The 25,319-nt window shown below is 57.5% G+C and carries 30 protein-coding genes and 3 pseudogenes; 14 read left to right on the forward strand and 19 right to left on the reverse strand.

What is annotated here, in order from left to right; translation table 11 throughout:
* Nucleotides 1-115: 115 nt before the first annotated feature.
* Both IQ16_RS18175 and IQ16_RS18180 read right to left on the reverse strand, forming a co-directional pair.
* Nucleotides 116-433 carry a co-chaperone GroES gene (locus IQ16_RS18175; RefSeq protein WP_018648612.1) on the reverse strand — a complete coding sequence of 106 codons (318 nt, stop codon included), beginning with the start codon at nucleotides 431-433 and terminating at the stop codon, nucleotides 116-118.
* Between the two features lie 344 nt (nucleotides 434-777).
* The gene (locus IQ16_RS18180; protein ID WP_018648613.1) at nucleotides 778-1,047 is read right to left on the reverse strand and encodes a hypothetical protein; all 270 of its coding nucleotides are present in this window, start codon (nucleotides 1,045-1,047) and stop codon (nucleotides 778-780) included.
* A 199-nt stretch (nucleotides 1,048-1,246) separates the two neighbouring features.
* On the opposite strand from IQ16_RS18180, the pseudogene IQ16_RS45665 reads away from it, so the two are divergent.
* A pseudogene (locus IQ16_RS45665) lies at nucleotides 1,247-1,572 on the forward strand (IS701 family transposase); the annotation flags it as partial.
* Between the two features lie 28 nt (nucleotides 1,573-1,600).
* Here the strand turns inward: IQ16_RS45665 and IQ16_RS18190 are convergent.
* On the reverse strand, nucleotides 1,601-1,876 hold the full coding sequence (locus IQ16_RS18190) for a hypothetical protein (RefSeq protein ID WP_018648614.1): 276 nt from the start codon (nucleotides 1,874-1,876) through the stop codon (nucleotides 1,601-1,603).
* Nucleotides 1,877-2,085: 209 nt separating this feature from the next.
* Here IQ16_RS18190 and IQ16_RS18195 point away from each other — a divergent pair, with 209 nt between their 5' ends.
* The 3 genes from IQ16_RS18195 (at nucleotide 2,086) to IQ16_RS46575 (ending at nucleotide 4,821) form a co-directional block, all read left to right on the forward strand.
* Entirely contained in the window at nucleotides 2,086-2,334 is a 249-nt protein-coding gene (locus tag IQ16_RS18195; RefSeq protein ID WP_018273528.1) for a hypothetical protein, read from the forward strand.
* Nucleotides 2,335-2,595: 261 nt separating this feature from the next.
* Nucleotides 2,596-3,960 (forward strand): alpha,alpha-trehalose-phosphate synthase (UDP-forming), encoded by a 1,365-nt coding sequence (locus IQ16_RS18200; RefSeq protein WP_026312942.1) that lies wholly within the window; start codon nucleotides 2,596-2,598, stop codon nucleotides 3,958-3,960.
* A gap of 330 nt (nucleotides 3,961-4,290) precedes the next feature.
* A complete protein-coding gene (locus IQ16_RS46575; protein ID WP_018648616.1) occupies nucleotides 4,291-4,821 on the forward strand; it encodes a DUF1003 domain-containing protein in 531 nt (176 codons plus the stop codon).
* A 1,028-nt stretch (nucleotides 4,822-5,849) separates the two neighbouring features.
* Here the strand turns inward: IQ16_RS46575 and IQ16_RS18210 are convergent.
* Entirely contained in the window at nucleotides 5,850-6,095 is a 246-nt protein-coding gene (locus tag IQ16_RS18210) for a DUF2061 domain-containing protein (protein ID WP_018643684.1), read from the reverse strand.
* A gap of 83 nt (nucleotides 6,096-6,178) precedes the next feature.
* On the opposite strand from IQ16_RS18210, the gene IQ16_RS18215 reads away from it, so the two are divergent.
* On the forward strand, nucleotides 6,179-6,409 hold the full coding sequence (locus IQ16_RS18215) for a hypothetical protein (RefSeq protein ID WP_145831650.1): 231 nt from the start codon (nucleotides 6,179-6,181) through the stop codon (nucleotides 6,407-6,409).
* 41 nt (nucleotides 6,410-6,450) lie between these two features.
* Here the strand turns inward: IQ16_RS18215 and IQ16_RS18220 are convergent, their stop codons facing one another.
* Together IQ16_RS18220 and IQ16_RS18225 are read right to left on the reverse strand one after the other, a co-directional pair.
* The gene (locus IQ16_RS18220) at nucleotides 6,451-6,822 is read right to left on the reverse strand and encodes a hypothetical protein (protein WP_018643682.1); all 372 of its coding nucleotides are present in this window, start codon (nucleotides 6,820-6,822) and stop codon (nucleotides 6,451-6,453) included.
* 13 nt (nucleotides 6,823-6,835) lie between these two features.
* Nucleotides 6,836-7,354 (reverse strand): hypothetical protein, encoded by a 519-nt coding sequence (locus tag IQ16_RS18225; RefSeq protein ID WP_018643681.1) that lies wholly within the window; start codon nucleotides 7,352-7,354, stop codon nucleotides 6,836-6,838.
* Between the two features lie 592 nt (nucleotides 7,355-7,946).
* Between IQ16_RS18225 and IQ16_RS18230 the strand changes: the two genes are divergently transcribed.
* From IQ16_RS18230 to IQ16_RS18245, 4 genes are all read left to right on the forward strand, one after another.
* The gene (locus IQ16_RS18230) at nucleotides 7,947-8,150 is read left to right on the forward strand and encodes a hypothetical protein (protein ID WP_244433026.1); all 204 of its coding nucleotides are present in this window, start codon (nucleotides 7,947-7,949) and stop codon (nucleotides 8,148-8,150) included.
* Between the two features lie 99 nt (nucleotides 8,151-8,249).
* Nucleotides 8,250-8,678: a hypothetical protein gene (locus tag IQ16_RS18235; RefSeq protein ID WP_018643680.1), complete on the forward strand. Its 429-nt coding sequence runs from the start codon at nucleotides 8,250-8,252 to the stop codon at nucleotides 8,676-8,678.
* A gap of 16 nt (nucleotides 8,679-8,694) precedes the next feature.
* Entirely contained in the window at nucleotides 8,695-9,372 is a 678-nt protein-coding gene (locus tag IQ16_RS18240) for a Crp/Fnr family transcriptional regulator (protein ID WP_018643679.1), read from the forward strand.
* Between the two features lie 384 nt (nucleotides 9,373-9,756).
* Complete coding sequence (locus IQ16_RS18245) at nucleotides 9,757-9,957, forward strand: hypothetical protein (RefSeq protein ID WP_018643678.1); 201 nt, start codon at nucleotides 9,757-9,759, stop codon at nucleotides 9,955-9,957.
* 731 nt (nucleotides 9,958-10,688) lie between these two features.
* On the opposite strand, the gene IQ16_RS18250 is transcribed toward IQ16_RS18245, so the two are convergent.
* From IQ16_RS18250 to IQ16_RS18275, 7 genes and pseudogenes are all read right to left on the reverse strand, one after another.
* The gene (locus IQ16_RS18250; RefSeq protein WP_020607911.1) at nucleotides 10,689-11,843 is read right to left on the reverse strand and encodes an AI-2E family transporter; all 1,155 of its coding nucleotides are present in this window, start codon (nucleotides 11,841-11,843) and stop codon (nucleotides 10,689-10,691) included.
* 1,159 nt (nucleotides 11,844-13,002) lie between these two features.
* On the reverse strand, nucleotides 13,003-13,743 hold the full coding sequence (locus tag IQ16_RS18255; protein WP_018643676.1) for a DUF1236 domain-containing protein: 741 nt from the start codon (nucleotides 13,741-13,743) through the stop codon (nucleotides 13,003-13,005).
* Nucleotides 13,744-14,312: 569 nt separating this feature from the next.
* Nucleotides 14,313-14,492 carry a hypothetical protein gene (locus IQ16_RS18260; protein ID WP_020607910.1) on the reverse strand — a complete coding sequence of 60 codons (180 nt, stop codon included), beginning with the start codon at nucleotides 14,490-14,492 and terminating at the stop codon, nucleotides 14,313-14,315.
* Nucleotides 14,493-14,777: 285 nt separating this feature from the next.
* On the reverse strand, nucleotides 14,778-15,005 hold the full coding sequence (locus IQ16_RS47635; protein ID WP_158646938.1) for an exopolysaccharide biosynthesis protein: 228 nt from the start codon (nucleotides 15,003-15,005) through the stop codon (nucleotides 14,778-14,780).
* A 91-nt stretch (nucleotides 15,006-15,096) separates the two neighbouring features.
* Nucleotides 15,097-15,183, reverse strand: a pseudogene (locus IQ16_RS47640) (hypothetical protein); the annotation flags it as partial.
* A 280-nt stretch (nucleotides 15,184-15,463) separates the two neighbouring features.
* On the reverse strand, nucleotides 15,464-15,709 hold the full coding sequence (locus IQ16_RS18270; RefSeq protein ID WP_018643672.1) for a hypothetical protein: 246 nt from the start codon (nucleotides 15,707-15,709) through the stop codon (nucleotides 15,464-15,466).
* A 125-nt stretch (nucleotides 15,710-15,834) separates the two neighbouring features.
* Nucleotides 15,835-16,185: a phasin family protein gene (locus IQ16_RS18275; RefSeq protein ID WP_018643671.1), complete on the reverse strand. Its 351-nt coding sequence runs from the start codon at nucleotides 16,183-16,185 to the stop codon at nucleotides 15,835-15,837.
* Between the two features lie 430 nt (nucleotides 16,186-16,615).
* Here IQ16_RS18275 and IQ16_RS18280 point away from each other — a divergent pair, with 430 nt between their 5' ends.
* Complete coding sequence (locus tag IQ16_RS18280; protein ID WP_020607909.1) at nucleotides 16,616-17,146, forward strand: PRC-barrel domain-containing protein; 531 nt, start codon at nucleotides 16,616-16,618, stop codon at nucleotides 17,144-17,146.
* A gap of 821 nt (nucleotides 17,147-17,967) precedes the next feature.
* Nucleotides 17,968-18,676 (forward strand): annotated as a pseudogene (locus tag IQ16_RS18285) (Crp/Fnr family transcriptional regulator).
* Between the two features lie 207 nt (nucleotides 18,677-18,883).
* Here IQ16_RS18285 and IQ16_RS18290 read toward each other — a convergent pair.
* The 3 genes from IQ16_RS18290 to IQ16_RS18300 form a co-directional block, all read right to left on the reverse strand.
* Nucleotides 18,884-19,132, reverse strand: coding sequence for a hypothetical protein (locus tag IQ16_RS18290; protein WP_018643669.1), 249 nt, complete (start codon nucleotides 19,130-19,132; stop codon nucleotides 18,884-18,886).
* A 65-nt stretch (nucleotides 19,133-19,197) separates the two neighbouring features.
* Nucleotides 19,198-19,572 (reverse strand): CsbD family protein, encoded by a 375-nt coding sequence (locus tag IQ16_RS18295; protein WP_018643668.1) that lies wholly within the window; start codon nucleotides 19,570-19,572, stop codon nucleotides 19,198-19,200.
* Nucleotides 19,573-20,578: 1,006 nt separating this feature from the next.
* Entirely contained in the window at nucleotides 20,579-21,097 is a 519-nt protein-coding gene (locus tag IQ16_RS18300) for a hypothetical protein (RefSeq protein ID WP_018643666.1), read from the reverse strand.
* A 79-nt stretch (nucleotides 21,098-21,176) separates the two neighbouring features.
* On the opposite strand from IQ16_RS18300, the gene IQ16_RS18305 reads away from it, so the two are divergent.
* Nucleotides 21,177-21,440, forward strand: a complete 264-nt coding sequence (locus IQ16_RS18305; protein WP_018643665.1) for a hypothetical protein — start codon at nucleotides 21,177-21,179, stop codon at nucleotides 21,438-21,440.
* Between the two features lie 218 nt (nucleotides 21,441-21,658).
* Nucleotides 21,659-21,964, forward strand: coding sequence for a GlsB/YeaQ/YmgE family stress response membrane protein (locus IQ16_RS18310; RefSeq protein WP_018643664.1), 306 nt, complete (start codon nucleotides 21,659-21,661; stop codon nucleotides 21,962-21,964).
* Between the two features lie 269 nt (nucleotides 21,965-22,233).
* On the opposite strand, the gene IQ16_RS18315 is transcribed toward IQ16_RS18310, so the two are convergent.
* Nucleotides 22,234-23,010 (reverse strand): sensor histidine kinase, encoded by a 777-nt coding sequence (locus IQ16_RS18315; protein WP_026312088.1) that lies wholly within the window; start codon nucleotides 23,008-23,010, stop codon nucleotides 22,234-22,236.
* A 98-nt stretch (nucleotides 23,011-23,108) separates the two neighbouring features.
* The gene (locus tag IQ16_RS18320; RefSeq protein WP_018643662.1) at nucleotides 23,109-23,492 is read right to left on the reverse strand and encodes a response regulator; all 384 of its coding nucleotides are present in this window, start codon (nucleotides 23,490-23,492) and stop codon (nucleotides 23,109-23,111) included.
* Between the two features lie 894 nt (nucleotides 23,493-24,386).
* On the opposite strand from IQ16_RS18320, the gene IQ16_RS18325 reads away from it, so the two are divergent.
* A complete protein-coding gene (locus IQ16_RS18325; protein WP_145831676.1) occupies nucleotides 24,387-24,647 on the forward strand; it encodes a DUF1488 family protein in 261 nt (86 codons plus the stop codon).
* On the opposite strand, the gene IQ16_RS18330 is transcribed toward IQ16_RS18325, so the two are convergent.
* Nucleotides 24,589-25,293: an MOSC domain-containing protein gene (locus tag IQ16_RS18330; protein WP_321175520.1), complete on the reverse strand. Its 705-nt coding sequence runs from the start codon at nucleotides 25,291-25,293 to the stop codon at nucleotides 24,589-24,591. The two genes, IQ16_RS18325 and IQ16_RS18330, sit on opposite strands and share 59 nt — an antisense overlap.
* Nucleotides 25,294-25,319 lie beyond the last annotated feature (26 nt).

The raw sequence follows: 25,319 nt of genomic DNA on the forward strand, positions 1-25,319 counted from the left end.
TCCAAGGACCGTGCGACTGGACGAGCCCTTAAGTGGCGGGACTTGAATTTGCAGGCCTCGTCCTTCGAGACGCGGGCTGCAGGGACGGCTCAGGATAAGGAAAATTGGCTGGCGTCTATGCGACCTTCTTCTTGGCGGCGGGCAGCTCAGTGAGAACGCCCATAATGTCGCTTTCCTTCATGATCAGTAGTTCCTGACCATCGAGCTTGACCTCGGTGCCTGACCACTTGCCGAACAGGACGCGGTCGCCAACCTTGAGATCGATGGGAATCAGCTTGCCGGATTCATCGCGGCCGCCTGGGCCAACCGCCGTGATCTCGCCCTGCGAAGGTTTTTCCTTGGCAGTGTCCGGAATGATGATGCCACCAGCGGTTTTGTCTTCGGCCTCAATGCGCTTGACCACAACGCGGTCGTGAAGCGGACGGAATTTCATGCTGTCCTCCTGTTTTCTTGTTGTTGTTGCTTTGGACGAAATGGCAGTCGTGGCCAGCGAGTGCTAATCAGCACATAAGCCGCCGCAAGGGGACGTACAAGACCGTCCCGAAACGATATTCTGCTCAGAGCATCACGAAATAGCTGCCAAGACCGCGGCGGCTAAGGATCCGGTGAAGGCCAGCTGTGTGGTGCGAAAGTCGTTGGACGCCGCGTCATCAAATTTAAGAAAGCTTCCCATCGCGCAGGGGCATTGCGTTGTTCTCGACGTGCGCCAGAATACGCCGGACGTCGGTCGCTTCTTGTGCAGCCATTCAGCGGTGCTTGTCGAGATCGAGTGGCTCGTCACTCGCGAGGCGCTTCGGCATCAATGCGCTGAGCGTCAGCCAAATCGACCGGGTCGATGGAAATCCTCTCCACCGTTGAAGTGCGCGGCGGCGCCGCCGGCACCGTGATCATAGTGGCAACCCGGCGAAACGCCTCGAACGACAATCCTTCGATCATCTCCTCATCGGTGATGACCTCGTAGGCACCCGGAGGCAGGAGGCGGTCGATGCCCTTGATCCGGAAGGGATGCTTGAAGGTGACCGTTTCGCGTCGGGAGCGCATGGTCATGATCGGCTATCCTTCAGAAACGGCTTTGCATCGGCGCGATAGTGAAGCAATCCGTTTACAGTGCTCTTTGTGCCGAGATTAGCTAACTCTTTATCATGAGATGGCTGCGAAGTCACCAAACACAAGGCAATACACATCGCGGATTTGTTATAGATGCCGGCGGACGAAATGCTTGCTGATGCCAAGTGAAAAAATGCGAGTTGGCGATCGGCAAGCATCGCGACTCGGAGAGAAGAAATGCTATCTCGCAAATCTACCAGCCGAGATAGACTTGCAGCGGTTGGCTACAACCGTCATGGCGCGATGGGACGGTTCTGGCACGGTCTTCATCGTCACGCTCTTATGACGATGGTTGCTTACGCCTTCTTGCAGCACTTCCGCATTGCCAAGACGGGGCGCAAAAATGAAACGACGGCCACCACCTCAGCCCAACCTGCCAGCCGCGCGTCCCGCCATCGTCGCTCTCATTCTTCAGCCATCAGATCCGCGATACGGATACTGCAGAACACAGGTCAGCGAAGAGCAAGGCGTGAACAAATCTGCCAAAGTCGTGTTAGCGCCCGCCCGAAGCGCCTTTATGATCGTGCAGGAAACGGGCGATCCGCGTCTTCAACACGGTGGCGTCGTGCGATTTGCCCGAGGCCGCGTGCTCGAAGAGCCTGCGCTGGACGTCAGTAGGCAGATCATTCCATTCGCTGACAAGGGCGGCACCCAGACATTCCAGGACTCTGCGCTCCACATCGCGCAAATCGCTGGCTTCATAGGGTAAAGGCCACGCCAACTCCTGCGCTCCGCCTTCCTCGTCCCAACGGTCGAGAGCGGTTGCCATTTCTTCTCCCGACGTTGGCCTTCGACCTTTCTTTTTGACCATTCTATATAGTCGCATATATCGGCATTAAGCGCCATTCGCTCGATCGCGGGGCGATCCGAAGCGCCAATCCTTCCAGTACCGAGAATGCCGCGGCCGCGGAACTCGGTAGTTCGCCCATCGGTTATTGCAGCGGTTTGTTCGCGCGGCGTACAGACTCAAGGTTCACCATGGATGTGATCGTTACACCGGCAGAGGGAGGCACGGTTTGGCAGCTGACGGACCTGCTCGGCCGCTCGATGGGGCGCATCACGGCAAGCGCTCCACGTCAGTTCATGATCCATCCGGAGGGCCACGCATCGGAAACTATGGCCGGCATACAGCAAGGGCCGCACGCCTCGCTCGACGCCGCACTGGCTGAGATCGAGAGGCACACCCGGGGCGTCTGCCGTCGAAATCCTGGCGAAGATCAGCTTTAGACAGCGCCCAACAATCCAGATCGTCGGCAGAGTATCCTATATTTACTGCGGGAAGATCTATATGTTTTACAGGTAACGCCCGCCCAGATTGCCTGATGACGGGACCGTCAGTTCCGGTAGAAGGAATTGTGGATTTTCGCGCGAGGACCGAGCGAATGTGGGCTCCGGCGGATGTCACCGCCGATCATTGCGTTGCCGTGTTCGCCGAGATCTTTTGGCGGCTCGGCTCGACGCAACCCTGACAGTGCGGAGGGAACCCGCTTGAGCCGCTTGGTCATCGTCTCCAACCGTGTCGCCTTGCCGGCAGAAGCTGCGCAGCGCAGCGGCGGGCTCGTGACCGGCCTCGTCGACGCTCTGCATCAGGCTGGAGGCTTATGGTTCGGGTGGAGTGGCAAGCTTGGAGAAACAACACCAGAGCCGAACGTTTTTGAGACCGAGGGAGTGACGTACGCTACCGTCGATCTTACCCGCGCGGACCATGACGGCTACTACAGCGGCTTCTCCAACGCGGCACTGTGGCCCTTATTCCACTATCGCCTTGACCTCATGAACTTTACCCGCCGGGACTTGGCCGCCTATCGACGGGTGAACGCCGTGCTCGCCGACGCCCTCGCGCCCCTGCTCAGCCCGAGTGACCTCGTCTGGGTGCATGACTACCATCTGATCCCGATGGCCGAGGAACTTCGCCGCGCCGGCGCCACACAGCGGATCGGGTTTTTCTTGCATACGCCGTTTCCGTCTTTGGGGGTGCTGGCGACCCTTCCTCACTACGGCGACCTGCTGAAATCACTGTGCGCTTACGATCTCGTCGGCTTCCAGACGGTGGAGGATTTGACCGCCTTCCATGACGCCATCCTTCGCCGTGCAGGAGGCACGATTTCGTCCGATGGCCACGTTCACGCTTTCGATCGGGTTCTGCGCGCCGGCGCCTTCCCGATTGGTATCGATACTGAAGCGATCGCCGAAATGGCTAGTCGCGCTGTGAAATCCCGAACGGCACGCCGGCTGCAGGAGAGTCTCCGGGGGCGCAAGCTCATCATTGGGGTGGACCGGCTGGATTACAGTAAGGGTCTCGAGCACCGGTTCAAAGCGTTCGCCGCCTTTCTCGAGGGCTATCCCACATACCGCAACCACGTCCGCTTGCTGCAGATCGCCACCGCAACGCGCAGCGACGTTCCTGAATACCGTGCGCTGCGGCAGAGGCTCGGTGCGCTGGCGGGCGACGTGGCCGGACGCTTCGCGGAACTCGACTGGGCGCCAATCCAGTATTTGAACAGGAGCTTTTCCCAGCGCTCGCTCGCTGGCTTCTTTCGGCTCAGTCGCGTCGCTCTTGTCACTCCGTTGCGCGACGGAATGAACCTGGTTGCCAAGGAGTATGTCGCTGCACAGAACCCCGATGACCCCGGCGTGCTCATTCTCTCGCCCTTCGCGGGCGCGGCCTATGAACTCGACGCTGCCGTGATCGCCAACCCCTATGACCCCGACGCCGTCGCCGAAGCATTGCGGACAGCGCTGGGGATGCCACTTGAGGAGCGATGCGAGCGTTGGGGGGCCATGATGGCGGTGCTGCGCCGCAATAGCATTATGGCATGGCGCGAGAGTTTCCTCGGGGCACTCAGCAGCTAACTGGGGATGTCGTTCGGAGGGTAGCATCACTGCAGCAGGTCGTGATCCGCTCGTCAACCAAGTCGCCCCAGTCCGCCGATAAAATGGTACTTGGAAATCCTCTCCCTGGCGTAAATGATCCTCGAGTGACGGGACCACTTGCATCCGCCTGATCGCCGCGCTGACCAGATAGACCACAGGCAAGTCGCCCGCCGCCTTCTCCGCCTCCGCGTCAACGTAGTAAACTTATTCTGCTGGCTCAGCGCGAGGCACCCCAATCAGCCCCTTCTCATCTCAAAACGCCCTGTACCCGATTGTCATGGCCCTCCTAACTGACTGTGGATTTAACGAATGACCAACGAGCAAAGCCACAAAGTGCACCTAAGTCCCGAAGACCAGGAGCGGTTGCGAGAACTTCGGGCGCAAAAGCCAGCCCGCAACTTACCCAAGCTCGCACTGACGCCGGGCGCGATGCTTGCCGACCGGGTTGCTGAAACAGTTGGTTCTTGGCGCTTCATCATTATCCAAAGCGTGCTACTCGGCATTTGGATCATTCTGAACATGATCGCATTCATCAACCATTGGGACCCTTATCCCTTCATCTTGCTGAACTTGGTTCTTTCTTTCCAAGCAGCCTACGCGGCGCCCATCATCATGATGAGCCAGAACCGTCAATCCGAGATTGACCGCAGGCACGCAGAACACGACTATCGAATAAATGTGAAGGCTGAACTCGAGATCGAATTGTTGCACAACAAGATTGACGCCTTGCGCGAGCAAGAAATCTTGCAGCTACTCAACATCATTCAGCGTTTGTCCGCGCACCTTGCGCCCGAGCTTGTCGCCGCTATCGAGGCCGAAGCGGTGCCGGGCAAGACCTAGGCGGTGACGACCTTGTCTATCATGGACCAGAAGGGAAGCGGGAAGCACTGATGTTTATCGGGCACGAGATTTTCATTCCCGCTCTATCGTCGAGGTTGTCAGTTAGAGGGCACTTGTAGCGCTGACACCTTCGAGGCGACGCCAAGTTCGACCGGATCCGCTAGTCAAGGCACAGGCTGCTCGCGATGTTCCTGAAGCAGTTCGTCAAGTCGTTTTGCGCACCACGTGAACACCTTCGCCTCGGCCAAGGCAACGGCCTCAGTGCGGGGGCATCTGAGGCCGCTAAGCCTTCCGCCGGGCATTGGGGCAAAATGTCGACCGGTCAGTGGGCTTGGTTCTCGAAGATAAGATCTCCGATTGCGGAGGACCAAGAAGTCCCAAGATCAATCGTTCCAGCCGTTTGAGAGTATTGCCTGTCCTAACTTGGGCAATATTCTAAAGACTCAGGACGTGCCCCTCCGCCCCCGGGGCTCACCGCCGGCACTGACTTGCGGAAGCGATGACTTCGGTGCGTCGCCGTCTTTGGGTAGCGCTCGGACAAGCAATCCGCTCGAGGATGCCAGCACGCTACGCCGATTCTGCACCTGATGAATAACTCCCGCTTTGGGTCACCTCGTTGCGGAAGATGAAACCAATTGACCTTCCCGCGACCAAAACGGCTATCTATTGATCCGGGGGGTGGTCAATATTGACCAGCAGCTGTAAGAGTTTCAGGTCATATTTCGCCAAAATGGGGGTTGGCGGATCGATGCAGTCACTCGACGATAAGCTTTTTTACCTCCAATCCATTTCAAAGGATCTCAATACACAGCTGCTCACTTTGATCGCTTTGCGAGAGAGCACCAACGAGGCCTACAGAAAGATCGCCTATCGGGGCAGGCGCAGGCGGTGTCGACGCGCGAGAGAGAGAATTTAACCGCAATCTTCCTGTTCTACGCTTTGCAGAACTTACCTATGTCGGTCGACGCTCGCTCCTCCAACCGCTAAATAGGCCGAAGTCGCTCTTGCGCAGTGAGCCGAAGCGCGAATCAGGTTGAGCTGGACTCGCCACCGGTAGGACCTCGCTGGTCCCAGAGAATGACGGACCAGGCTCTTTCGTGAAGATAGTAGAGGATCATTTTCGTGATCGCTTCAGCGCCGGCGATCGAGCCTGCAACCTTTACGCTGCCCGTGAAGATGAAACTCAGCACGAAGGTGTCGATACTACCGGTAATCCTCCAACTGACGGCCTTGACGATAGAGCGAAAATGGGAATCTCGTACCCGAATGAACATCGGTTCCTCCCGGTCCCGGCGTCGGCATCCACATTCTCGGGCGCCATGTGTCCGCCGGCGGCCGGAGCTTCGGCTCGGCGACGATGGCCATCCTGCTGATCAAGAGAGCTGCCACCGAGGAGGCATTCCGGATCGCATTGGGCACTTTTGTCGGGGTCGATATCGATCTTGTTCCCCGAATTGTTGTTGAATGTACTGTGAGTCGAGACCGTATTGTACTGATCCTCCAGGATCTTGCCGCCACGACCGAGCTGTGGTTTCACGGCTCTGCTTATCGCCAAGCGCAGGTCATTCTTCTACGATTGTGGTACTGAGCGCACATGACTCCAGTCGCGGGACTCTCGTGATCCAGGTCTCAGGCCAGTCTATGAAATGCTGGCGGCAACGCCTCCCGAACGAGTTCACTTAGATCCAAAGCCTCGCCGCTTTCCGTAATGTCAGAGAATAGAACCTCGACAAAAGGATGCTGGCGGTTGAATGCGGCGCCTCGCTGGTATTTCGCGCTCACAATCCGCTGAAGTGCGGCAAGGTTCAGCCTGCCAAGCGCATTGTATTGATCGCGGAACAGACTTTGTCGTCCTCCACGATGCTCGACAGACTCCGCCCAAACGTCCATCACCTTCCGGCCCATGAACGCCTCGACCCGTTCATTTCCATCCAGAGCAAAAAGCCGTAGCCCGTCCATGGTGTGTGGTCCGTCATCAACTCGAAACTGTGTAAATGACATGGGAGTCCTCCTGTTATCGACGTCTATTTTCATCGGCAGCCACGTCGCGGACTGCGCCTCCCTCGTTGTCCCACCGTGACAGAGCCAGAGCGACCGTTCTCACATCGCTAGGCGTGCCTTCTGTTAAAGGCAGTTTGCTACGACCGGCATCATCCTTGTGCTTATGCAGAAATCGCGCGATTTGCCCGCGGAGCGCCGCCGTCTCCAACAACTTGCCGACCGACCCGGCGGTGTCGAAGATCTCTCGCCGCAGCGTCGTCGGCAGGGCGTTCCATTGCATGATGATGGCCGCGCCGAGACAACGCAAAACGAGCTCTTCTTCGGCCGCAAGGGCTGCGCCGCTCGATCCGTCCTGCTCCGCAACGTGCACTGCATTGTCATAGTCGTCCGCCAGACCCTGCTCGTTATCCGCGAGCGAGGCAAGTCGGTCCTGCAGTTGTTGAAATTTACGGATCTCAGCCGGACCGATCGAACGCTTAATCAGTTCGCCGTACTCGACTGCCTTTGCACGATATTGCTGAGATTTAAACATGCCGGGCCCCTTTCGTTGAAAGTCTCGGCCCATTCCGACCAACTTCGATGGTTGATCAGACATACATAGATATGGGGACCAAAGGTTCGAATAACGAGCCCAGGGCACAAATAAACTGGTACGAAAAGACCGCGCTAGTTGGCAATGGTTGGCGTCTAACGCTCGTGTCTCTCAAAGAGGCTCGCCGCTACAGCTGATTACAATCATCCCGTCAAATTCTCATGAGTGAGCAATATTGACCAGCGGGCCGCGCTCCGAGTCGATACTGCTGTGATCACCGCCGACCGTTGGCACCCATCGGTGACAGAGAGTTGGACAGTGCGCCCGCCCTGTCCCACAGGGGGCAAGTTTGCCCGATCACAAGCAAAGACCCTATCACCTCGCGCGGCGGCGCAGCCTCGTTGTCCCAAATGGCAGTCGCGTACAGAGGTGCGAAACGTTGCGGTGGCCCATGCTCGGTTCGAGCACTGGACCCTGCGTTGCATCAGGTGCGCCCATATTCATGAGGCGCAGATAGCCGCCGACCCGATGAAGTCCGGTGCTGTCGATTGGGAACACAGCCACCTGCGAGGGCCGCAGTAAGGATCATGACATGACAGAGCTGCCGCGCAACGATCTCGGTAGTCACGATTGGGCTGCCCGGGCATCTGAGGCTCTGGCACGGGCAGAGAAGTTGCCGGCCGGATCGATGCGATCCGAAGCCATCAGAAAAGCCGAACAACTTGGCTTTGCCGCTGACATGAGGAAATGGCTGATACCGAAAAAGCCCAACGGCGCACCGAAAGTGACCGGCTGACCGCGATCCAAGACATAGGACGCGTCCTCAACTCGGAATGGCAAACTGCCTTCCCACGCCGATCTCTGGGCTGGGTAGACGTGCACAGGTGGACGGTTGATGGCAAAGACTTATTTCTCGTCCCGCGTCTCACTCCTCGCCCAGCCAGCAACCGCATTGTCCAAAATGCAACGCGAGGATGCATTTGGAGCAGGGCCATCCGGCTTCGATATCCGCGCACTTGAGTGCGCCAAGTGCGATCATGCTCACATCGTCACGGTCGCAACTGGTCTGGTGAGTGACAGCCGCAGCCTGCACGCGAGAGCGATTGACGCGCTTGAGGAAGCGCAGGCGATGTCGCCCGGCGCACAGCGAACCGAGGGGCTCAAAAAGGCGGGCCTTCTCCGTAGAACTGCGGGCAATCAGGGGGTAATGTCTGCGAAACGGGGCAAGCCCCGAAAAGTGATCAGTTGGCTAAAGCAGCAGCTCGCCGCTCGGCTCGAAAGGCTTGGCGCTTGGCAGCCAACCGAAATCGAGCAAATTCGCTGAGTCAAAGGAGGCTCCCGTGGCGAAGCCAACCAAGGAGATGTTTGACCCCAAAACGTTTCTCGCCAAAGTGGGCGCGGGGAAAACGATTCTCGAACTTCCCAAGAACCAACATGTGTTCCAGCAAGGCGACGTCGCGGACACCGTTTTTTACATTCAAAGAGGCAAAGTCAAGCTAACGGTCGTGTCTGAGCAGGGCAAGGAAGCGGTCGTCGCAATTCTGGAGCCCGGCCAGTTCTTTGGCGAAGGATGCATGAATGGTCACCCGTTACGCATCGCTACGACAACAGCGATGGAAGATTGCGTCATCACGTCGATCACCAAGGAAGCCATGATGTCGGCTATTCGTGACGAGCCGAAATTTTCAGAGCTATTCATGTCATACCTCCTGACCCGGAACAGTCGGATTGAGGAGGACCTGATCGACCAGCTATTCAATTCGAGTGAGCGGCGGCTTGCTCGGCTGCTGTTGCTGCTCGCGAATTTCGGCAAGGAAGGGAGCCCGCAGCCGATCAGCGTGAACATCAGTCAGGAAACATTGGCTGAAATGATCGGGACCACGCGATCCCGGGTCAGCTATTTCATGAACAAGTTTCGCAGGCTGGGCCTCATCAGCTATAATGGGCACATTGAGGTCCACAATTCGCTGTTGAGTGCGGTCTTGCATGAGAAGCCCCTGCTGAGAGAGCGCGACTAGAAGCACCGTTCCAAGGAACGGCCCCAGCGCGCGGGGGGACGAGCTGAGGCCGTCATTTCATCGGATGCTTGGGGGCACATGCATCCGGTCACCCGTCACCAAGTTGCGCCGACGACATTGGTTCCGGCAGAAGGTCAAGCCGCTTTTGGTCGGTTGATCCTTTTCCGAAGTCCCGGACCAGTTCTCGTGAAAGGGATTTAGCATTCAGCCTCATGCAACGCCGTCAGGGGATCATTTCCGCCTGGCGGCGTTTGTGCATCACAGAGCGAGGGGCGCAATCACTTCGCGCTCAAAATCGCATCATGAGACGGGCTATTTCTTGGAACGATACGAAGCAGCGAACCTTACCTTCTCAGAGCTGAAACGGTCCCATGAGTTAATCCAATGAACATCGTCCCCGTTGATCGCGCGCTAAGCATATACGGCGTCCTTGCGGACCGCTCCGAGACGAAGGGCGCCCGTGAATGTCTTTCCAAGCATCTGATGAAATTGTACATCGGCGGCGAAAAAGACCAGCACCGCTTGACGGTGCACGGACTATCGTACCTTCGCGACCTGGACCGGGCGATCGATTCCAGCAACTGAACAGGCAACCTGTCGGCCTGCACTAGCCCTTCTGCGCTTGACGCTGCGTCCGCAGGGAATTGCGCCGCATCATTCTTGCGTTCGCGGTGCGGACTGCATCCGCCCTTGCTTGTTGTTCTTTCGGAAGTGGCGTCCTGTGTTGCTCGCCGACCGTTGGCGCCATAGCCAGCTGGGTTGGCGCTGTCGAGCTATGCTCGACAGGCTGCATGCTCATTGCGCCCGTGGATGGTGATTTGCGTTTAGGCATCAGGGACAACTCGTTGCTACCGAGTTCGTTCAATAGCTCTCCGACGGGACCTTGCTGGCGGAAACCTCAAGGTCACCGGTCCTCTCCACTCTTGCGATGTAGCAACCAGCTGCCGCAAAGGGAATATGCATAGTCGACATTCGACGGCGCGAGCCACCACTCTTCTACGACTGGTTCGGTCTGAAGACCGTCGACTAACCGGTTATCGGCCATCATTTCCTTCGAATGACTTCACGGCAAGCGTACGTGTGCGCAGTTGTTCGGGAATTTCGTCACTTTATCGTAGGTCTGATCGCCTTCGCGCACACGTAAACCGCATCCAATACGGCGAATCGACTGGACGGCGGATGGTTCTCCGATCGCGTCATCCCGGTCATCAATGTAGGGCGCGCTCCGAGGCAGCCACCGTTCTCAAAAACCGTCAGCCCAAAGTCGTCACCCACATTTCGGTTGCTACGGGTCATGCGAACCAGCGGTAATGCCGCTATTCCCCTTCGAGGAAGTGCCCCAAGGCCTTGAGCGGGCGCAACCTGTCACAGATGATCTTCAGAATAGCCAGCATCGGGACGGCCAGGATCGCGCCAAGCACGCCCCACATCCAAAACCAGAACACCAGCGATAGGATGATCAATACCGGATTCAGCGTGAAGCGCCGCGCCAGCAGCATGGGCGTCACTGTTTCACCTTCGACGAGATGAATGCCAAAGTAGAGGACCGGCGGCAGCAAAGCCCACCATAAGCTTTCGAAGCTCAGCATTCCGACCAGCACGAAGATGCATACCCCGACAAGCGGTCCCAAAATTGGAATGTAGTTGAGCAGGAAGGCTGTGGTGCCCCACAACAAGGGGTCTCCCAGGCCGCAAAGATACATCGCGGCCGCCGTCGTGACACCGACGGCGGCATTCATGGCCGTGATTGTCACCAGATAGCCCGATATGTCCTCCTGGACCTGCTGAGCGATATCGACGGCTTGTCGCTTGTTGTTGAATGTCGGCAGGATCTCAACGGTGCGTCGAAGGAATATATTGCCCGCTACCAGGAGAAAATAGAGCACCAAGACAGTCGTAAACAGGCCGTCGAGTACGGAGCGCGTGCCAGCGAAAAGTACGCCCGTTATGCCCAGATCGCGGCGAACCGAAACAATCGAACCCCGGCCAGGCGGCGCGTCTGCAGCCTGCTCGGCCTGTTGGATTACCTTTTGCAACGCCTGGATCGGCGCGCTTATAACCCGCAGGTGTGCCTCCAGGCGGGGGATGCCCTCGGGTAGCCGCTCGGCCCAGGTCGTGGCCGGTACCGACAACGCTGCCACCGTACCGACAAGCGCTCCAATCACCAGGAAGACGGTGAAGAGCGCTCCGACAGCGCGGGGTAGATGCAAACGCCCCAAGAGGCGAACGGCGGGTTGAAGCAGGAGATTGAGCACGAGGGCGACCACGACAGGAAGGATGATCGAGCTTGCCACATAGAGTGCCGCCAGGACGCCCAACGCGAACAAACCACCGAGAAAGAACGTCTGCGGATCGGATGGCAGCGGCATCTCCGCCTCGTCGGCGGCCTCCGTCGCAGCGGCATGTGGCTCCGGCCGATCAACATCCAGCGGGAAGGAAGGACACTGTGTTGGCGGTATGGCGGCAACCATGGCTTTCCCTCTGAATGGGAGCGTATGATCGCTTCCGGTGTCAATCATAACCCCTTTCAGCGAACGAGTTCGTCCGGAAGAGCGCGGGCGTAACAAACCTACAGAGGAACAAATTCGAGAACTGAGCAATATTGACCAGTAGTCATCGCCGCCGGGGTACAAACTACCTCATCACCGCCCCGTCAGTGGCAGCTTTCGGTGACTGAGAGCCCGGTAGCGCTCTCGCCGATAACGTCAGGGGAGCATCATGTCTTCCGTCCACCGGTTGCCAACCTTCGAGCAGCGTCACAGCATTGAGGAGTTTATCCAGATAAGGCGCGATATGTTGCGCTATGCCCGCTCGTTCCCGCCGGGGGCTGAGCGGAATCAGCGGCGACAGATAGCCTTATCACTTCGAGCCCTGTTCAAGAACAATGATTGGCTGAACGCCCATACATGGGAAGGAGCAACGCTGCTCACTGATTGTCCTTCGCCTTCCCCAGTAAAATAGGGACAGCTTCAATCCCAACTCTCCACAAGATCGTGCCGGCTGCACTGGATGCGGTTCGCCAATGATCCTTGCGATGATCGAGCCGGCGAAACGAGTTGTGTCCTTCGGACCGCTCCCCGCGGCATCATGCGATCGGCCGCAATAGCTTCCGCGGTTGCGGCATCACAATCATGCATTCTAGCGTAGGAGCTCTTGCGCTGCTCTGTAGGCGGGCGCAATCAAGCGGGATATGAAACTCAGTTAAATGGCAACGAGGAGGGTTTCGTCGGCACTGCACTTTGCGCATTCAAAGGTGCGCACATCAAAACCAGGTTTGTCCGGCTCGATGCAGACCAACCTCATTGGTGTTCGGCATTTCGAGCAGTTATGAATTCTGAAGTCTGCAACACCAACACTTGGATGGGATTGAGTCGACGGCATGATACTCCCCTTAAGACCCAGGCGGGAGTGCGACACTCTCAGTCACCGATTGTTGCCTATGGTAGGGCGGTGATCTAACCAATATAGTGTCTTGGTTCCATCCACACTGGTCAATACTGCTCGCTTTCGAAAAAAGACTCGAAGAGGACAAATAGGACCTTCCGCGGCCGCTGGCTCAGAAAATGAGGACGGCTCTTAAGCCCCCCTCTGGTTTTTTGTAGCTGCTTGTCGTGTGCTTGGCGAGTTCGCCTAACCTTCGATGATGTAAACGATCTCGTGGGTGCGCGGGCGAAGAATGATGTAGTTGCCGTGCACAAGGATGAAATCGTATCCACGCCATTCCGGATAGATTTCCACGATACGTGCTGGCATCGGATGATAGCGGACACCCGCCGGGACAGCCGTTCCGATTGAGAGGTTGAAGTTCACGTTTGTAACTTCCTCAACCTTCTCCTGCTTGATCGCCGAGGTTATCTGGGTGCGCTTTTCGGCGGGAGGCGCTGATGTCGCCGAGGTTGCGGCATTGCCGGTCGTCCTACTGTCGGGTGTCGAAGGCCTGGTCTCGGCAGTCGGAGATTTCAAGTCCTTTGAGGTGGTGGTCGAATCAGGTGATTTCGCCTTGCTGTCGGCTTTCATGTCGCTCGTCGCCTTGCTGTCAGAAGGCGACTTCGTTTCGGCGGTCGGATTTTTCATGTCCTTCGAAGTGGTGGTCGGAGTAATTGACTCTGAAGCCTTCGACTTGCCATCAGCTTTCATGTCGCCGGTCGTTTTTGCATCCGGCTTGCCCTGCGCATGTTGAGGCGCCGCTTCTTTTGACCCAGCGCCGGGTGTAGCGGTCTCGGCGCCCTTTGCGGGTGCATTCATCGGCGCCGCAGTATCACCTTTAGGCGAAGCGACAGTCGGAGATTCCTTCGCTGCTCCTTGATTAACGCCTTGAGCTGTCGCAAGCCCGGTCGTGGCCAACAAGGCCGCAACGGCCACGGACACCATTAATGGCTTTCTCATCTGATTTTTCCAATTCAAATTGAATCCATGCCGACGAAGGTCGGCCATAGAGTGGAACGGCCCCAACAGCCTATAGTTCCGCTTCTATCTTGGGTTGGGAGATGTATTGGGAAGTAATGCGAGTGATCGCGTCGATCACTGGGCTGTCGCCAGAACGTTCAACCCCTGTGTGCGCTAAGTCATTTCTTGGGCTCGACCAGGCGCCAAGCAACGAGGAAACCTCTCTGCTCTCGCTCGGACCCACCCGGAAAGGCCGGAAAGGAATGGGCGTACTAGCAAAGAGCGATCTGGCCAAATATAGACCCGCATGAGCAACGCCATATCAGGAACGTTCAGGTTAAAGCCGAAAGGCTGATCTTGCCGTCGGTGCAAGCCTGCGTGAAGCGACAAGGAGAATCCGATACGGAGCGAACCTGCACGCACCTGGCGGTGGCTGCGTATCATTTCAACAGAATTCTGTAGGGTACCAAACCCGGCGATCTGCGGGAGGGGGAGACACAACGGTTTTCGAACTGGCGATGAAGCGGCATGCTTCGACGCGACCACAGGCAAAATCAAGCCGACCATCTGTCCTGCTCTTTACGGCAATCGTCTTCGTTGAGACGGTCCGCGATATCCTCTGCGATGTCTGGCGTTTTCGCCTTGGCGATTGGCTTGCCGTCCGCAGTCATTAATTCGTCGCCCTCAACCTCAACCGGAAAGTCGTCGGGCTTGAGGGGCTTATCATTTGGCATTGCACCCTCCCACGTTAAAGGAAAAAGCCGCCCGGGCATTACGCCGAGCGGCTTTTCGAGCAACTGCCAGTCGCCCGGTTCTGTTGCTGGAATGACAACATCGATCCGAAGGAAAGGTTTCTCCCGCCAGCAAGGCTATTCTTTCCCGCTTCGGTCCCGTAGCTCCGCTGGTCGTGTGGTCGAGCGAAGCAGCGCTGACGCCTTTGTTTGCGGCTTCAAACGGTCTCCGGACAGAAGCGACGCGAGTATTGTTGGCGCGGCCAGCAAGCGGCATCGCACGGTTCGTTACCAGCGACAGGTCGCTACCAGAGATCGATGATCCATTTTGCGCCGACGACCGTCTGCCAAACTACCGCCGTCGCGACCGCACAAATGGCGGCGGCCAGCAAGGCGATCGAGAGACAGGCCCCCATCCTCCTCGAGATAGGCAAGGGAGATCAAGGCAATCACCAAAGCGGGGACGACGTTGCTCAGGGGTATTGGAATGAAGACCAGAGTAGCGCTCAGTACCACGACGAGCCGACCAGGCGCTTGGTTGCCTCCAACGGGTGCGCCACCGTGGATGAACCACCTTCTCAAGATATCTGAGCACCGGTAAGGATCGCTGCACCACAGCAGCGAGGTGTTTCGTCGGCAAGGAACGAGTGGCGATGCGGCGTGGAAAGACCGGAGCGGGTTTGCCCGCGATCATCTGGAACGCGGGAATCGTGAGTAGCAGGCCAGCTACGATCGAGAGCCCGGTGCGAGCGCGACCAGCGCGAGCAGGATCATGATGATCCCGAAGGATCGCTTGCGAAGGCCGTGCATCAGCCAGCCCAAGGTGAAATGGTCCGCTGCAGCACGGCGGAGGTAGTAACAAGCCCTATCGGGTCAGCTGGCGGTCTCGACATCAGAATAGCGTCTCCTGGCCTCTTGATTGGCAGGCCGATGTCTCCGTCTCGAAGCCGAAACCGGTCGCTTCGTTGGTTGTTTTAAGTGCCATGCTGCCGATAGTCCACCGGGGTCAATCCAAGGATAGCACGTTCACATAGTTTGTTGGCGTCCCGCTCGCCGCTGCCTGCAGCCTGCAAAATACCCTTAGCAATAATTTCGCGATCTACCTCCAACTGACCGATATTCTGAAGTGTTCGACATGCCAGGTCGTAGGCCTGATTCACGGCGGTTACCTGCTCTGGATCAAAGGACAACTCTTGGAAAAGCGGATTAGGATTGGACATATGCTCCTCGTAGCAAACGCGAGCGCAAGCTCTCAGCTGCCAGGATTAGACGGATTAAGTGATGATCGGAAAAAAACCTCGCGATGAGCAGGGTATTTGTGCTCTGACACACCGCGGGGAACGATTTATCGATTTGTCGAGGTCATCATTGCAACAAGATCACCGAATGGCTTGTAGGACTGCTTGGCAAAATCGCTGTACAGTCCGCCAATCTTCTGTGACTCCGTAACGAACGTCTCGTAGGCCGTCTTGGCGAATTCGGTTTGAACTTCAATCGCCTTGTCGAGCGACTTCACGCCAGAGAGCTTCTCAACGAACAGTTTCGTGTCTTCAAACGACTTTTTCGTGCAGTCACCGTAAGCAGTGGCAATCGCCAGGAAGGCGTTAGATGACGCAGTCCCTGTATCGATTTGTTCGTTACTATTCTGCTGGTGCTCGAAATTTTGATTCGAATGAATCTGATTTGCGTTCGACATTTTTTGAACTTTCCCTTGTTTGTTTAACAGTGGACCAATGCCGCGCGCCACCAATGGTTGCTTCGGAATCTCAGTTCTCGCTTTTAATTAGGCGGTGCTTGTATGTTCGTACGATGATCACCAGGCGCAGTTTGCCGGGTAGCGCCGAGCGATCGCAGTCGACTCCGCCGCAATGCCAACGAGCGAAACGCACCTTAAGGTGCAGAATGTGATTTGGGCAAACCGGCTGATTATCTGCCGCGCGGGTGTCGAGAAGGCCGCAACTCACGCTACTCTCGCGCCGACGAGGTGATCGAATGAGTAGCGCAATATTTGAGCGCGGGTGTCCACCGCCTCTCTGAGACCTTGCCGCGGGGAGATGATTTACTGTTCCGTCGCTGGAACCAAAGTCACACCGCGTTATTGTTCACCAAAACAATGGAGGAACATCATGATTTCCAAATGTCTTGCAATAGCATTCCTGGCTATCGCGTCGATGACCGGCGCGGCGGCGGCGCAAACAGCCACAAACCAAGCGGCTTCGACAACCAGTGCTACCACGCACAAGGAGGGTGAATGGCGCGCGTCCAAGCTCGCCGGCGTCGATGTGTACAATGAAGCCAACGAGAAGATCGGCGACATCCACGACGTGATTTTGGATAGGTCAGGCAAGGTGGCCAATGTCATTCTGGGTGTGGGCGGCGTTCTCGGCCTGGGCGAACACTACGTGGCGGTCGCCTTCGATAAGCTGAAGTGGGTTGACCAGCCGGTGACCTCGACAACTTCGTCAACAACGTCCGCACCGGCGAATGCGCCTGCAACCACTCCCGCTCCAGACAGCACCACGCGAACCACCACCGGTGCCGCAACAACCACCACGACAACCACCACAACCAGCGCCAGTACGCGTTGGTATCCCGATCACGCGGTGTATAACGCGACCAAGGACGAATTGAAGGCCATGCCGGAGTTTAAGTACTAACTCTCGACATACGGCGTTTTTTGACGGGATGCGACACTTCGACCCTGGCAAAAGGAGGGCCGGCGTTCTAGGTGGGTTCGCGTCTTGGCGATCAAAACTCCTTCGATGGCGCCTGAATCAGAATGCGGCCATCTGGCACACTCCTTACGACCACCCCTTACGACCACCGCGAATCGCGGAATGCTAATTCAGTGTAGTGACCGTTTCCACGGTAATCGCTTGAAAGGCGTGCGGGCCGTAGACGGCGCGCGGCTTACACCTTGAGGGGGAACGGTGATCGCACAAGTGCGGGTCCGCGGCAGAAGATCGTGGGCGCGGCTCATCGTCGGGACTCGTCAATGGGCAAGCGTGTCAGACTGTTAGCTCCGGCCTTGCGGAGTCCTTCGACACGGCGCTCGAAATCGTCTCGAATCGATCAATGGCGCGGTGACCCGGACCCGATTGCCCGCCTTGCGTACGCTGCCTCCAGCACGTGGCGGACGCCCAGCGTCAGACACCGAGATCGCTGCTCTCTTGTAAACGAAGGACGAGCTACGCGCGATCGGGCAGCTTGGAGAGGTCAGTAATGTCGCTCGGTAGCGCAACAGCGGTCAATGGTAAGACTGAGCCATACGGGTCGTCGCCGGTTTCGCCTAGTGTCGAGACTTCGCAAAAGGGCGTAACACATAGTGTTGCACTGCGCCGGAGTTTCTGGCCACGGGAAAATTTCGAAGATCCGCTACCGCCCAAAGCAGAGATCAAGGACGGCTGGCCAACGACAGTGGTGACTGCGTAAGCAGCCGCTTCATTTTGGTGTTGGAACCGCTATAATGCTGGCGCGCATGTCCGGAGCAAAGGAGGCTCCTGTGGCCAAGCTTGCCGACGAAGGGTTCGACCCCAAAGCCTTTCTCGCCAAGGTAGGAGCTGGCAAAACGATCTTGAAATTGGAGAGAAACCAGCACGTCTTCGAGCAAGGAGACGTGGCGGAGAGGGTCTTCTATATTCAAAAGGGACGGGTCAAGCTTACTGTCCTATCGGAGCAAGGCAAGGAAGCGGTGGTCGGGATTCTAGAACCGGGCCAGTTCTTCGGCGAGGGGTGCCTCAATAGCCAACCATTGCGGATCGCGACGACGACGGCGATGGAAGAATGTGTGATCACCTCAATAACCAAAGAAGCGATGATCGCCACCCTTCGTTCCGAGCCGAACTTTTCCGAGCTGTTCATGGCGTATCTCTTGACACGGCAGCCGAGTTGAAGAGGACTTGATCGACCAGCTCTTTAATTCAAGCGAGAAGCGGCTCGCGCGCCTTCTTCTTCTGCTCGCGCATTTCGGAAAGGAAGGAGTACTTCAGCCTATTCTATTGGATATCAGCCAGGAAACATTGGCTGAGATGATTGGAACGACCCGATCCCGCGTGAGCTACTTCATGAACAAATTCCGCAAACTCGGACTCATCAGCTACAATGGAAAGATTGAGGTTCATAATCCGCTGTTGAACGCCGTTTTGCGTGAAAAGCCTGAAATAGAGCGGGATGATTCAATAAGCTAAAGTCTAAACCGATTTGTTCTACGTGCCGTCTCGCTCTGAAGATGCCCGCTCTAAGCGCACTTAGCCTACCGCCCTCACCAAGGAGGTGACCATGGCACAGGACCCTTCTCGGCCATTGCGGGCGGGTATCGGGCACCTGCTCTAAGCAGCTACCGAGGAGTCCTGAGATCTGTATAGCCTGGGACGGTTAGCGCGCCCCCAAAACCATCATCGCCGGCGTGCGACGGCAACGCCCAACAGGAACGCGACTAACAGCGAACCAAGTGGCGCTTCGCGCGCGATATTGCTCAAGATGCTCAACGGCATCCCTGGCTTTCGACCCGCTTCTATCGCGCCGCTAACTCGATGGACTGCCCCCTTCACAGCTTCGGAGACTTCCGCGATGGTGGATTTCGGTTCTGGAACGGAATCCAAGCTTTCATGGGCGAAAGGGGCCAGCGGGATGTCATCACTCACGATCTCATCTCCAAGTCAACAAACAGCCAATCAATCAAAAAGCGTGAATAGCTCCGATATGGCCGTCATAGCCGTTGTCGCCCGCGCTGCGGCGGATGGTGCGGCGGGCGCGTCAGCAATAGCCCCAACGCAAAGCCCATCCCGCCCGCGATCAACATCGAACCGAGGGGATTGTCCTGCACCTTCTTCGCGATCGCTTGCGAGCCGTCACGGAAAGTATCACCGCTGTTCTCATAAGCGTCCTTGGCGTAGTTGACGGCGGCATCCGTAGCTTCCCGCGCTGCATCCTTGGCCTGGCCATACAGGTTCTGCGCGGTGCCTGTCGCCTCGCGGATGCGGCCTGCTGCCTGGGTCTTTGCGTCGCCGGCGATATCGCCGACGGTGCCCTCGACCCTACCGGCGAAGTCCTTCGCCGAGCCGGCAATTCGATCGTTCTCCATAGCGAACACTCCCTAAGATGAAGTCTCGGAGCGCTAACTGACAAGATCAGGCTACGTTCCTGCGCGCACAGAAGACCGGCTTGCAAATGTGGTCTGATCTAAGCTCTCACCATTCCACGCTTGCTGCTCGCCCACGAGGCGATCGAGTATCAGAAAACTGTTGCGATGCATGGGCTGTCGATCCCCGCACGGCCCAGCGCCGTCTGGATCTTGAGAGAACTCACAGAATGGCTGCGGTTTCCGTTTGCAGCCGCAGCGGCGCTTGCTCACTTTTGCTCACTGTCAAAATTTCAAATTGCGAGTGTCCTGATCAGGACGGCTCGGGACGGTAGGTACTGGCCTGTTTCAGACGACAGTGGCCTAGTCTTAAAAATGGCAATGATCTAATTTGAAAGTGAGCAATTTTGAACAGACGATCGCAGTGCATATCTGCTGTTTTGGTGGTAACCGGGGGATTGCGCTGTCCGGACCTAATCCAACGCCACCAAGCATTATTGGGCTTGGTGGCGTTGTGCTTTCCCGGGTCCTAATTCGTTAACTTTTCGAAAGTGAGCAAAATAGAACGGCGCTGGGATAGCGATGATTCCATGGTGCCGCCATCACCGCCCCCATCACGGCATCTATCGGTGACTGAGAGTTCTGTAACGCTCCCGCCTGAGTTTAGGTGAGCATCATGTCATCCTTAGCAGTCTTGTTCGACCCAAGCCGCATAGCGGTTCAGCCCCATACCTGCCCCCAATGCTTGGGTCCAATGACCCTGACGCACATTAAGCCCTCTCGGATCGGATTCGAGATTCGTACGTTTCAGGGCGTCAATTGCCATCACGTCGATAAAGTCGTCAGCGAAACCCATTCGATGAAGTGGATTTCTTCCGGGCTGCGGCCTCCGGTTTAGATCCCAACACGGTTCCCTAGATGGGGATCTGGGCGACGACACAACCTGTCAGAAGGGAATAGTTTTCAACAAACATCTGGCGGCGCTATTTGCTCAGCCGTGCGCCGACGTTCAGCGCGCTCGCCAAAAAAGCCTCTTTCGCTTCTGCGCAGCCTTAAATTCAAGGACATATCTTTGAACAGCGTGCTTGGCATTGGAGCTCCAACGACGCATGAGTTGCCATGCCTGCAGGGATGCGACCCAGTCCTGGCCTTGACAAAACCTGTCGTAGCACCAGGCGAAAACAGGAATTAACATAAGCTTATCGCGGCTAACGCTGAAGAGACGCTCAATAAGCAGGAGCTTGAGAAGCTCGCCAACGATGAGGACCATAAGCCCGTCAACGACGTGGCCTGTCGCCGTCAGGTAAGCCGCAACAGGCTTAACAGGTTCGAGCAAAATGACCGGCACGATGAACAGCGCCAGAGTAGGATATGGGCGAAGCGACACAATCCACGCTCGCAAGCTTTCGAATACCCAGCAATCCGCCATCCGGCGAAGGACAGGTTTGAAGAGAGTGAAAAAGACGGCGTCCACCAGGAAGTAGATGGCGGCGATCAGAAGCACAAAGGGTTTGAATATACGGCTCAAGCTAGATTCTCCAACGAACCAAAGCGCGAATCATCATTAAGTTCACGAGCCAAAGCAGCGAATGACACGACCGCAACCAATGATCAAAACGCTCTCGGCCGTCGCAATTTCCGCCTTCATTGTCGCCGCCTTGTTCGTACTGTCTGTATATGCCCCAGAGGTCGAACCTGGGCAGTCGGCCGCCCTCCAGAAGAGCAACCGGCGCGATATTCATGTTGTCGACACGGGCTGCGCAAAGCAGACTTGGCCTCACTTCAGCGGCTCGTGCCTGCACGGGAATGGCGCGAAACTCGAGGCGCGCCTTGTCAGTGCAGCTCGCGAGTCAGAAAACGGTTCGAAATGAGACTTCAAATCGACCGCGCGTGCCTCTACCTGCGACCAAAGGAGTGGTGGACTGCCTGTTACCCTGACAGGCGAGCTCAACCAATTGCGACGAGGCCGATGGCGTGAGGCCATACCTGGCGCCAAAGCCAATATTCCAACAAGCTGATCAAATTTGCACAGACACCAGGCGGATCAGCTTGGAATACTGCGTCCAAACCAGAATGCCGAGGTGTCACAATGAATATGTCGAGCGAAGGCCTGCTGGTCATACTGTTTGTCGGTCTCGTTGCGGGCTGGTTGGCTGGTCAAATCGTCCAGGGGACCGGTTTTGGAATTATCGGTGACCTCATTGTCGGGATTTTGGGCGCCTTTATCGGAAGCTGGTTGTTACCTCAGCTAGGCATCCATCTCGGTAGAGGGATGATCAGCGCGATCGTCAACGCCACCATCGGAGCGATATTGCTGCTGCTCATCGTGCGGCTGCTTCGAGGTGGCAGCGGATGGGGAAGTAGGTGGGGCGGCAATTGGGGTCGGCGATGGTAACGCATTCCCGCAGAGTGACTCGCGACCGCCCGCTGTGACCTGGCTACCGGCCCCGCGACTGTGGATCCGCTCTGAGTGATGCAGCACGCTGCATAATCGGCAATGCGCCGGCTCCCAGGATCCCGCGTGGGTCCCGCGAATGGGAGACCCCTTCAACGACGGCTTTGCTTTGGTCGTCGCCTCGAAGGCGCCCAACAAAAAGGGACGAAGAGAAATACTGATCCACTCACGTAAATACTGATCCACTCACGTGACCACATGCGCGCTGGCTATGCCGGCGGGGAGCTCAAAGAAGCTATCGGTACGTCGAACGTGTACGAGAAACCCGTCGACGCATAGGCTAATTGCACATTGCCCTGGAGCTGCTTGCCAAGCGTCTCGATCAGCCGTGTTCCGAAGCTGCGCTTGGCGGGCGGCTGGACAACCGGACCGTTCTTTTCGGTCCAGGTGAGGTGCAAGCGCTGTGTCGGTTGGTCTACCGTCCAGACGAGGTCGACGCGCCCCTCCGGGACCGACAGGGCGCCAAACTTCGTGGTGTTCGTGCAGAGCTCATTGAGCGTCATCGCGACGGCGATGACGGCAGCCGACGTCATCCGGATATCGGGTCCCGTGATCGAGAATTTCGACTCGGCGGGATTGTCGAAGGCTTCGATGGCGCTGCGGACGACCGTGCCAAGATCGGCGCTGGACCATTTTGCCTGCAGAAGGAGATCGTGGGCCCGGCCGAGTGCCAAAAGCCGGCCCTCGATGGCATGTTGCGCGTGCTCGCCCCCCTGCAGGTTGCGCAGGCTCTGGGAGACGATTGCGGCGACGGTCGCGAGCGTGTTCTTGATGCGGTGGTGCAGTTCTTCGAGGATCAGCTTCTGCAGCTTGTCGGATGCCTCGCGCTCTTTGGCATCGATACCGGCCTTGGCAAGCAGGCTCCTCGTATTGATCTCAGCCTGCGCCAGGAGTAACCGCAGGCTGACATTCTCTGCCGCCAGAAAGTCCTGTTGGAATTCTGCGCCGCCCGGACGCCTGTCTGTGCGGAGATCGACTTCAAGCATTTGCAACTGTATCACCTTGGGCGGGGTACCGCACTTGATTTCGGCCGGGTGTTGGCATTGAAAGGTCTGGCGGCATCCGGCGCCAAGAACCACGAGATTCAGGCGTGGCCTATCATGCTGCGCATCTGGGCTATGACTTGCCAGGCTTGGAGTGGTTTGCCGAAAAATCTGCTACAGGGGGGAAGATCGATGCTCGATGGGTTCAATTGTCCCGACACCAGGATGATCTTGATCGCCGGCCAACGCTTATGCACGGTATGCGCAAGACTCAGGCCGTCCATGCTGCCGGGCAATTGAATGTCGGTGCATATGAGCGCGATGTCGGACCTGGATTCGAGGATTGCGACGGCTTCGTCGGTATCCAGAGCTTCAACCGGCGTGTAACCGGCGTCTTCCACCATGTCGACCGCACGCATGCGGAGAATCATGTCGTCCTCTACGACGAGAACGACGGCCGGACTGCGTGAAAGATCGGGTACCATCGGATAGGCATCCACGGGAAAACGGGTGTTGACTGAAACGAGCGATCGATCTGGGACAAGCATCTCGGTGCTCCTACGATCCATGCCTGCCCAGGAGCTCTTTTCCTAAGTGCCCGAGTTTGGGCGTGAACGGTGGAGCGGGGGAAGAAACTAGCCCTCAACCGTCATTTTGCCGGCACGCCGACCCTGCGGCTGAAATGCTCGAGCATTTCAGCGGCGTTCTCCAGGATCGTAGCCTTTTTCATTGCCTCCGCGCGCTCGTCTCCCGGCGGCATCTTGCGGGCTCCATCCAGGGCGTCTGCCGCCCGGATGTTCAGCTTGCAAGCTAACGACGATTGGACTCGCTTGACTGGCCGGAATGAGCGGTTGGCTTCAGCAGACGGCGCGGGCCCAACGAGGGGAACTACCACTGAATAAGCATCGCAGCAGCGATCAGCAGCACAAAGAAGATCGGCAGCAGTACCGGAGGCACCAACCACTCGCGAACGCTGAATTTGGAGATATCTGACATAGTAACCGCCTCTAGGTCGCGGCGGGAGCACACTGCTCTCAGTCACCGATAACAGCCGAGGGGCGCGCGGTGATATCCAAGATATAGTGCCGATCCGCAGAATAACGAGGCCAGGCGCGACTATTTGCTGTGGCGGGATCGAGCGGGGTTGTGATCCGCTTCCAGCATACCCAGTTAGAGGTTGGCGCAACCGGATCGCTCCAACGTCCCTCCCTTCGCGCTTCGCGCCAAGCTTTGGCTACCGGATACCTTGTCAGCGTATCGACCGGTTGCACGCGAGTGCGCCGGAGACAGGATCGGACGCCATCGAATATGCCGCGACGCAAATCGCGTGCAGCCGGCACGGAGGTCTCGTGCTCCGACAACTGATCGGCCCCGACAACATGATCGAGTTTCCCAACCATAGCCGTTCATATGACCGCACGCGGCGTGCCGTACGATTTTGGGGACACGACAGCGCTATTGAGGCATCGTTTTTCATAAACGAAGATGCGCTGAAGCGAATTCAACCAGATACCGGTTACGATGAGTCGGGTTTTCTGCACGCGTTCGATTTCAATCGTGACTTGATATGCGCCGCCGCTGCTAAGATGTACGTCCGCGGCAGCAGGGGCTCTTACGATCTGGTCGCCGCAAATTTTTGAACCGATCCTGCTTCCGCAAGCTCGGCCTGATCAGCGAAACTGCTCGACGAACGGCGTAAATCTGGATCTGCCACCGGTACCGCTTGAATAGTTCCGCACCGAGAGGCGTCGTCCGGTCTGGAAGGTTCGACTTGATGTCTGTCACCGAGGAGGATGGAAGGCGAACCCGCGCGCTGTCGCCGGCCACGACCGGTCCCCCGGCCCGGACCACGCCCAGCACTCCAGATTTGAACGCAGGGCCCGTTTCCGCCGACGAGAGCACCTGTCGCTTCAGGCCGGCCCGGAAGCGGTCGATCAGGACGCAGGGCGTCCGCAGGCCCGTCAGCTCGACGACTGCGGCCGGTCCGAGCTCGATCAGGGTCCCGAGCGGCATCCGTTCGAGGTCCAAGCCGGCGGTGGTGACGTTCTCGCCGAGGTCGCCGGCGCCAATCTCGAAGCCAGCTTCGAGGAGAGACGGGAAAAGTTCGGACGGGATCAGGTGGACCTGCCGGAGATTGGGCAGCCGGGGCCGGCGGCGTGCCAAATAGCGGTGCCGGACGAACGGGCCGGCGTGAGCGTCGCCTTCGACGCCGTGACCTTCCGCCAGGATAATGCGGTCCTGAGTTGGTTTGCTGAAGTGGTGACCGCGATCGGCGGCGACCGCCACGACACTCCCCTCGAGCGCCAGATCGT

Source organism: Bradyrhizobium huanghuaihaiense (assembly GCF_007830635.1).
Lineage (GTDB): Bacteria > Pseudomonadota > Alphaproteobacteria > Rhizobiales > Xanthobacteraceae > Bradyrhizobium > Bradyrhizobium huanghuaihaiense.

Excerpts from the sequence above, each read along its gene's own strand:
- IQ16_RS18180 (WP_018648613.1), bottom strand. The coding sequence starts at position 1,047 with ATGACCATGCGCTCCCGACGCGAAACGGTCACCTTCAAGCATCCCTTC.
- IQ16_RS18325 (WP_145831676.1), top strand. The coding sequence starts at position 24,387 with ATGATCGAGTTTCCCAACCATAGCCGTTCATATGACCGCACGCGGCGT.
- IQ16_RS18245 (WP_018643678.1), top strand. The coding sequence starts at position 9,757 with ATGAACATCGTCCCCGTTGATCGCGCGCTAAGCATATACGGCGTCCTT.
- IQ16_RS18215 (WP_145831650.1), top strand. The coding sequence starts at position 6,179 with ATGGCCATCCTGCTGATCAAGAGAGCTGCCACCGAGGAGGCATTCCGG.
- IQ16_RS18280 (WP_020607909.1), top strand. The coding sequence starts at position 16,616 with ATGATTTCCAAATGTCTTGCAATAGCATTCCTGGCTATCGCGTCGATG.
- IQ16_RS18255 (WP_018643676.1), bottom strand. The coding sequence starts at position 13,743 with ATGGTGTCCGTGGCCGTTGCGGCCTTGTTGGCCACGACCGGGCTTGCG.
- IQ16_RS18225 (WP_018643681.1), bottom strand. The coding sequence starts at position 7,354 with ATGTTTAAATCTCAGCAATATCGTGCAAAGGCAGTCGAGTACGGCGAA.
- IQ16_RS18305 (WP_018643665.1), top strand. The coding sequence starts at position 21,177 with ATGATCAAAACGCTCTCGGCCGTCGCAATTTCCGCCTTCATTGTCGCC.
- IQ16_RS18260 (WP_020607910.1), bottom strand. The coding sequence starts at position 14,492 with ATGCCAAATGATAAGCCCCTCAAGCCCGACGACTTTCCGGTTGAGGTT.
- IQ16_RS18270 (WP_018643672.1), bottom strand. The coding sequence starts at position 15,709 with ATGTCCAATCCTAATCCGCTTTTCCAAGAGTTGTCCTTTGATCCAGAG.
- IQ16_RS18210 (WP_018643684.1), bottom strand. The coding sequence starts at position 6,095 with ATGTTCATTCGGGTACGAGATTCCCATTTTCGCTCTATCGTCAAGGCC.
- IQ16_RS18310 (WP_018643664.1), top strand. The coding sequence starts at position 21,659 with ATGAATATGTCGAGCGAAGGCCTGCTGGTCATACTGTTTGTCGGTCTC.
- IQ16_RS18220 (WP_018643682.1), bottom strand. The coding sequence starts at position 6,822 with ATGTCATTTACACAGTTTCGAGTTGATGACGGACCACACACCATGGAC.
- IQ16_RS46575 (WP_018648616.1), top strand. The coding sequence starts at position 4,291 with ATGACCAACGAGCAAAGCCACAAAGTGCACCTAAGTCCCGAAGACCAG.
- IQ16_RS18295 (WP_018643668.1), bottom strand. The coding sequence starts at position 19,572 with ATGGAGAACGATCGAATTGCCGGCTCGGCGAAGGACTTCGCCGGTAGG.
- IQ16_RS18195 (WP_018273528.1), top strand. The coding sequence starts at position 2,086 with ATGGATGTGATCGTTACACCGGCAGAGGGAGGCACGGTTTGGCAGCTG.
- IQ16_RS18320 (WP_018643662.1), bottom strand. The coding sequence starts at position 23,492 with ATGGTACCCGATCTTTCACGCAGTCCGGCCGTCGTTCTCGTCGTAGAG.
- IQ16_RS18175 (WP_018648612.1), bottom strand. The coding sequence starts at position 433 with ATGAAATTCCGTCCGCTTCACGACCGCGTTGTGGTCAAGCGCATTGAG.
- IQ16_RS18250 (WP_020607911.1), bottom strand. The coding sequence starts at position 11,843 with ATGGTTGCCGCCATACCGCCAACACAGTGTCCTTCCTTCCCGCTGGAT.
- IQ16_RS18235 (WP_018643680.1), top strand. The coding sequence starts at position 8,250 with ATGGCAAAGACTTATTTCTCGTCCCGCGTCTCACTCCTCGCCCAGCCA.
- IQ16_RS18190 (WP_018648614.1), bottom strand. The coding sequence starts at position 1,876 with ATGGCAACCGCTCTCGACCGTTGGGACGAGGAAGGCGGAGCGCAGGAG.
- IQ16_RS18230 (WP_244433026.1), top strand. The coding sequence starts at position 7,947 with ATGACAGAGCTGCCGCGCAACGATCTCGGTAGTCACGATTGGGCTGCC.
- IQ16_RS18315 (WP_026312088.1), bottom strand. The coding sequence starts at position 23,010 with ATGCTTGAAGTCGATCTCCGCACAGACAGGCGTCCGGGCGGCGCAGAA.
- IQ16_RS18275 (WP_018643671.1), bottom strand. The coding sequence starts at position 16,185 with ATGTCGAACGCAAATCAGATTCATTCGAATCAAAATTTCGAGCACCAG.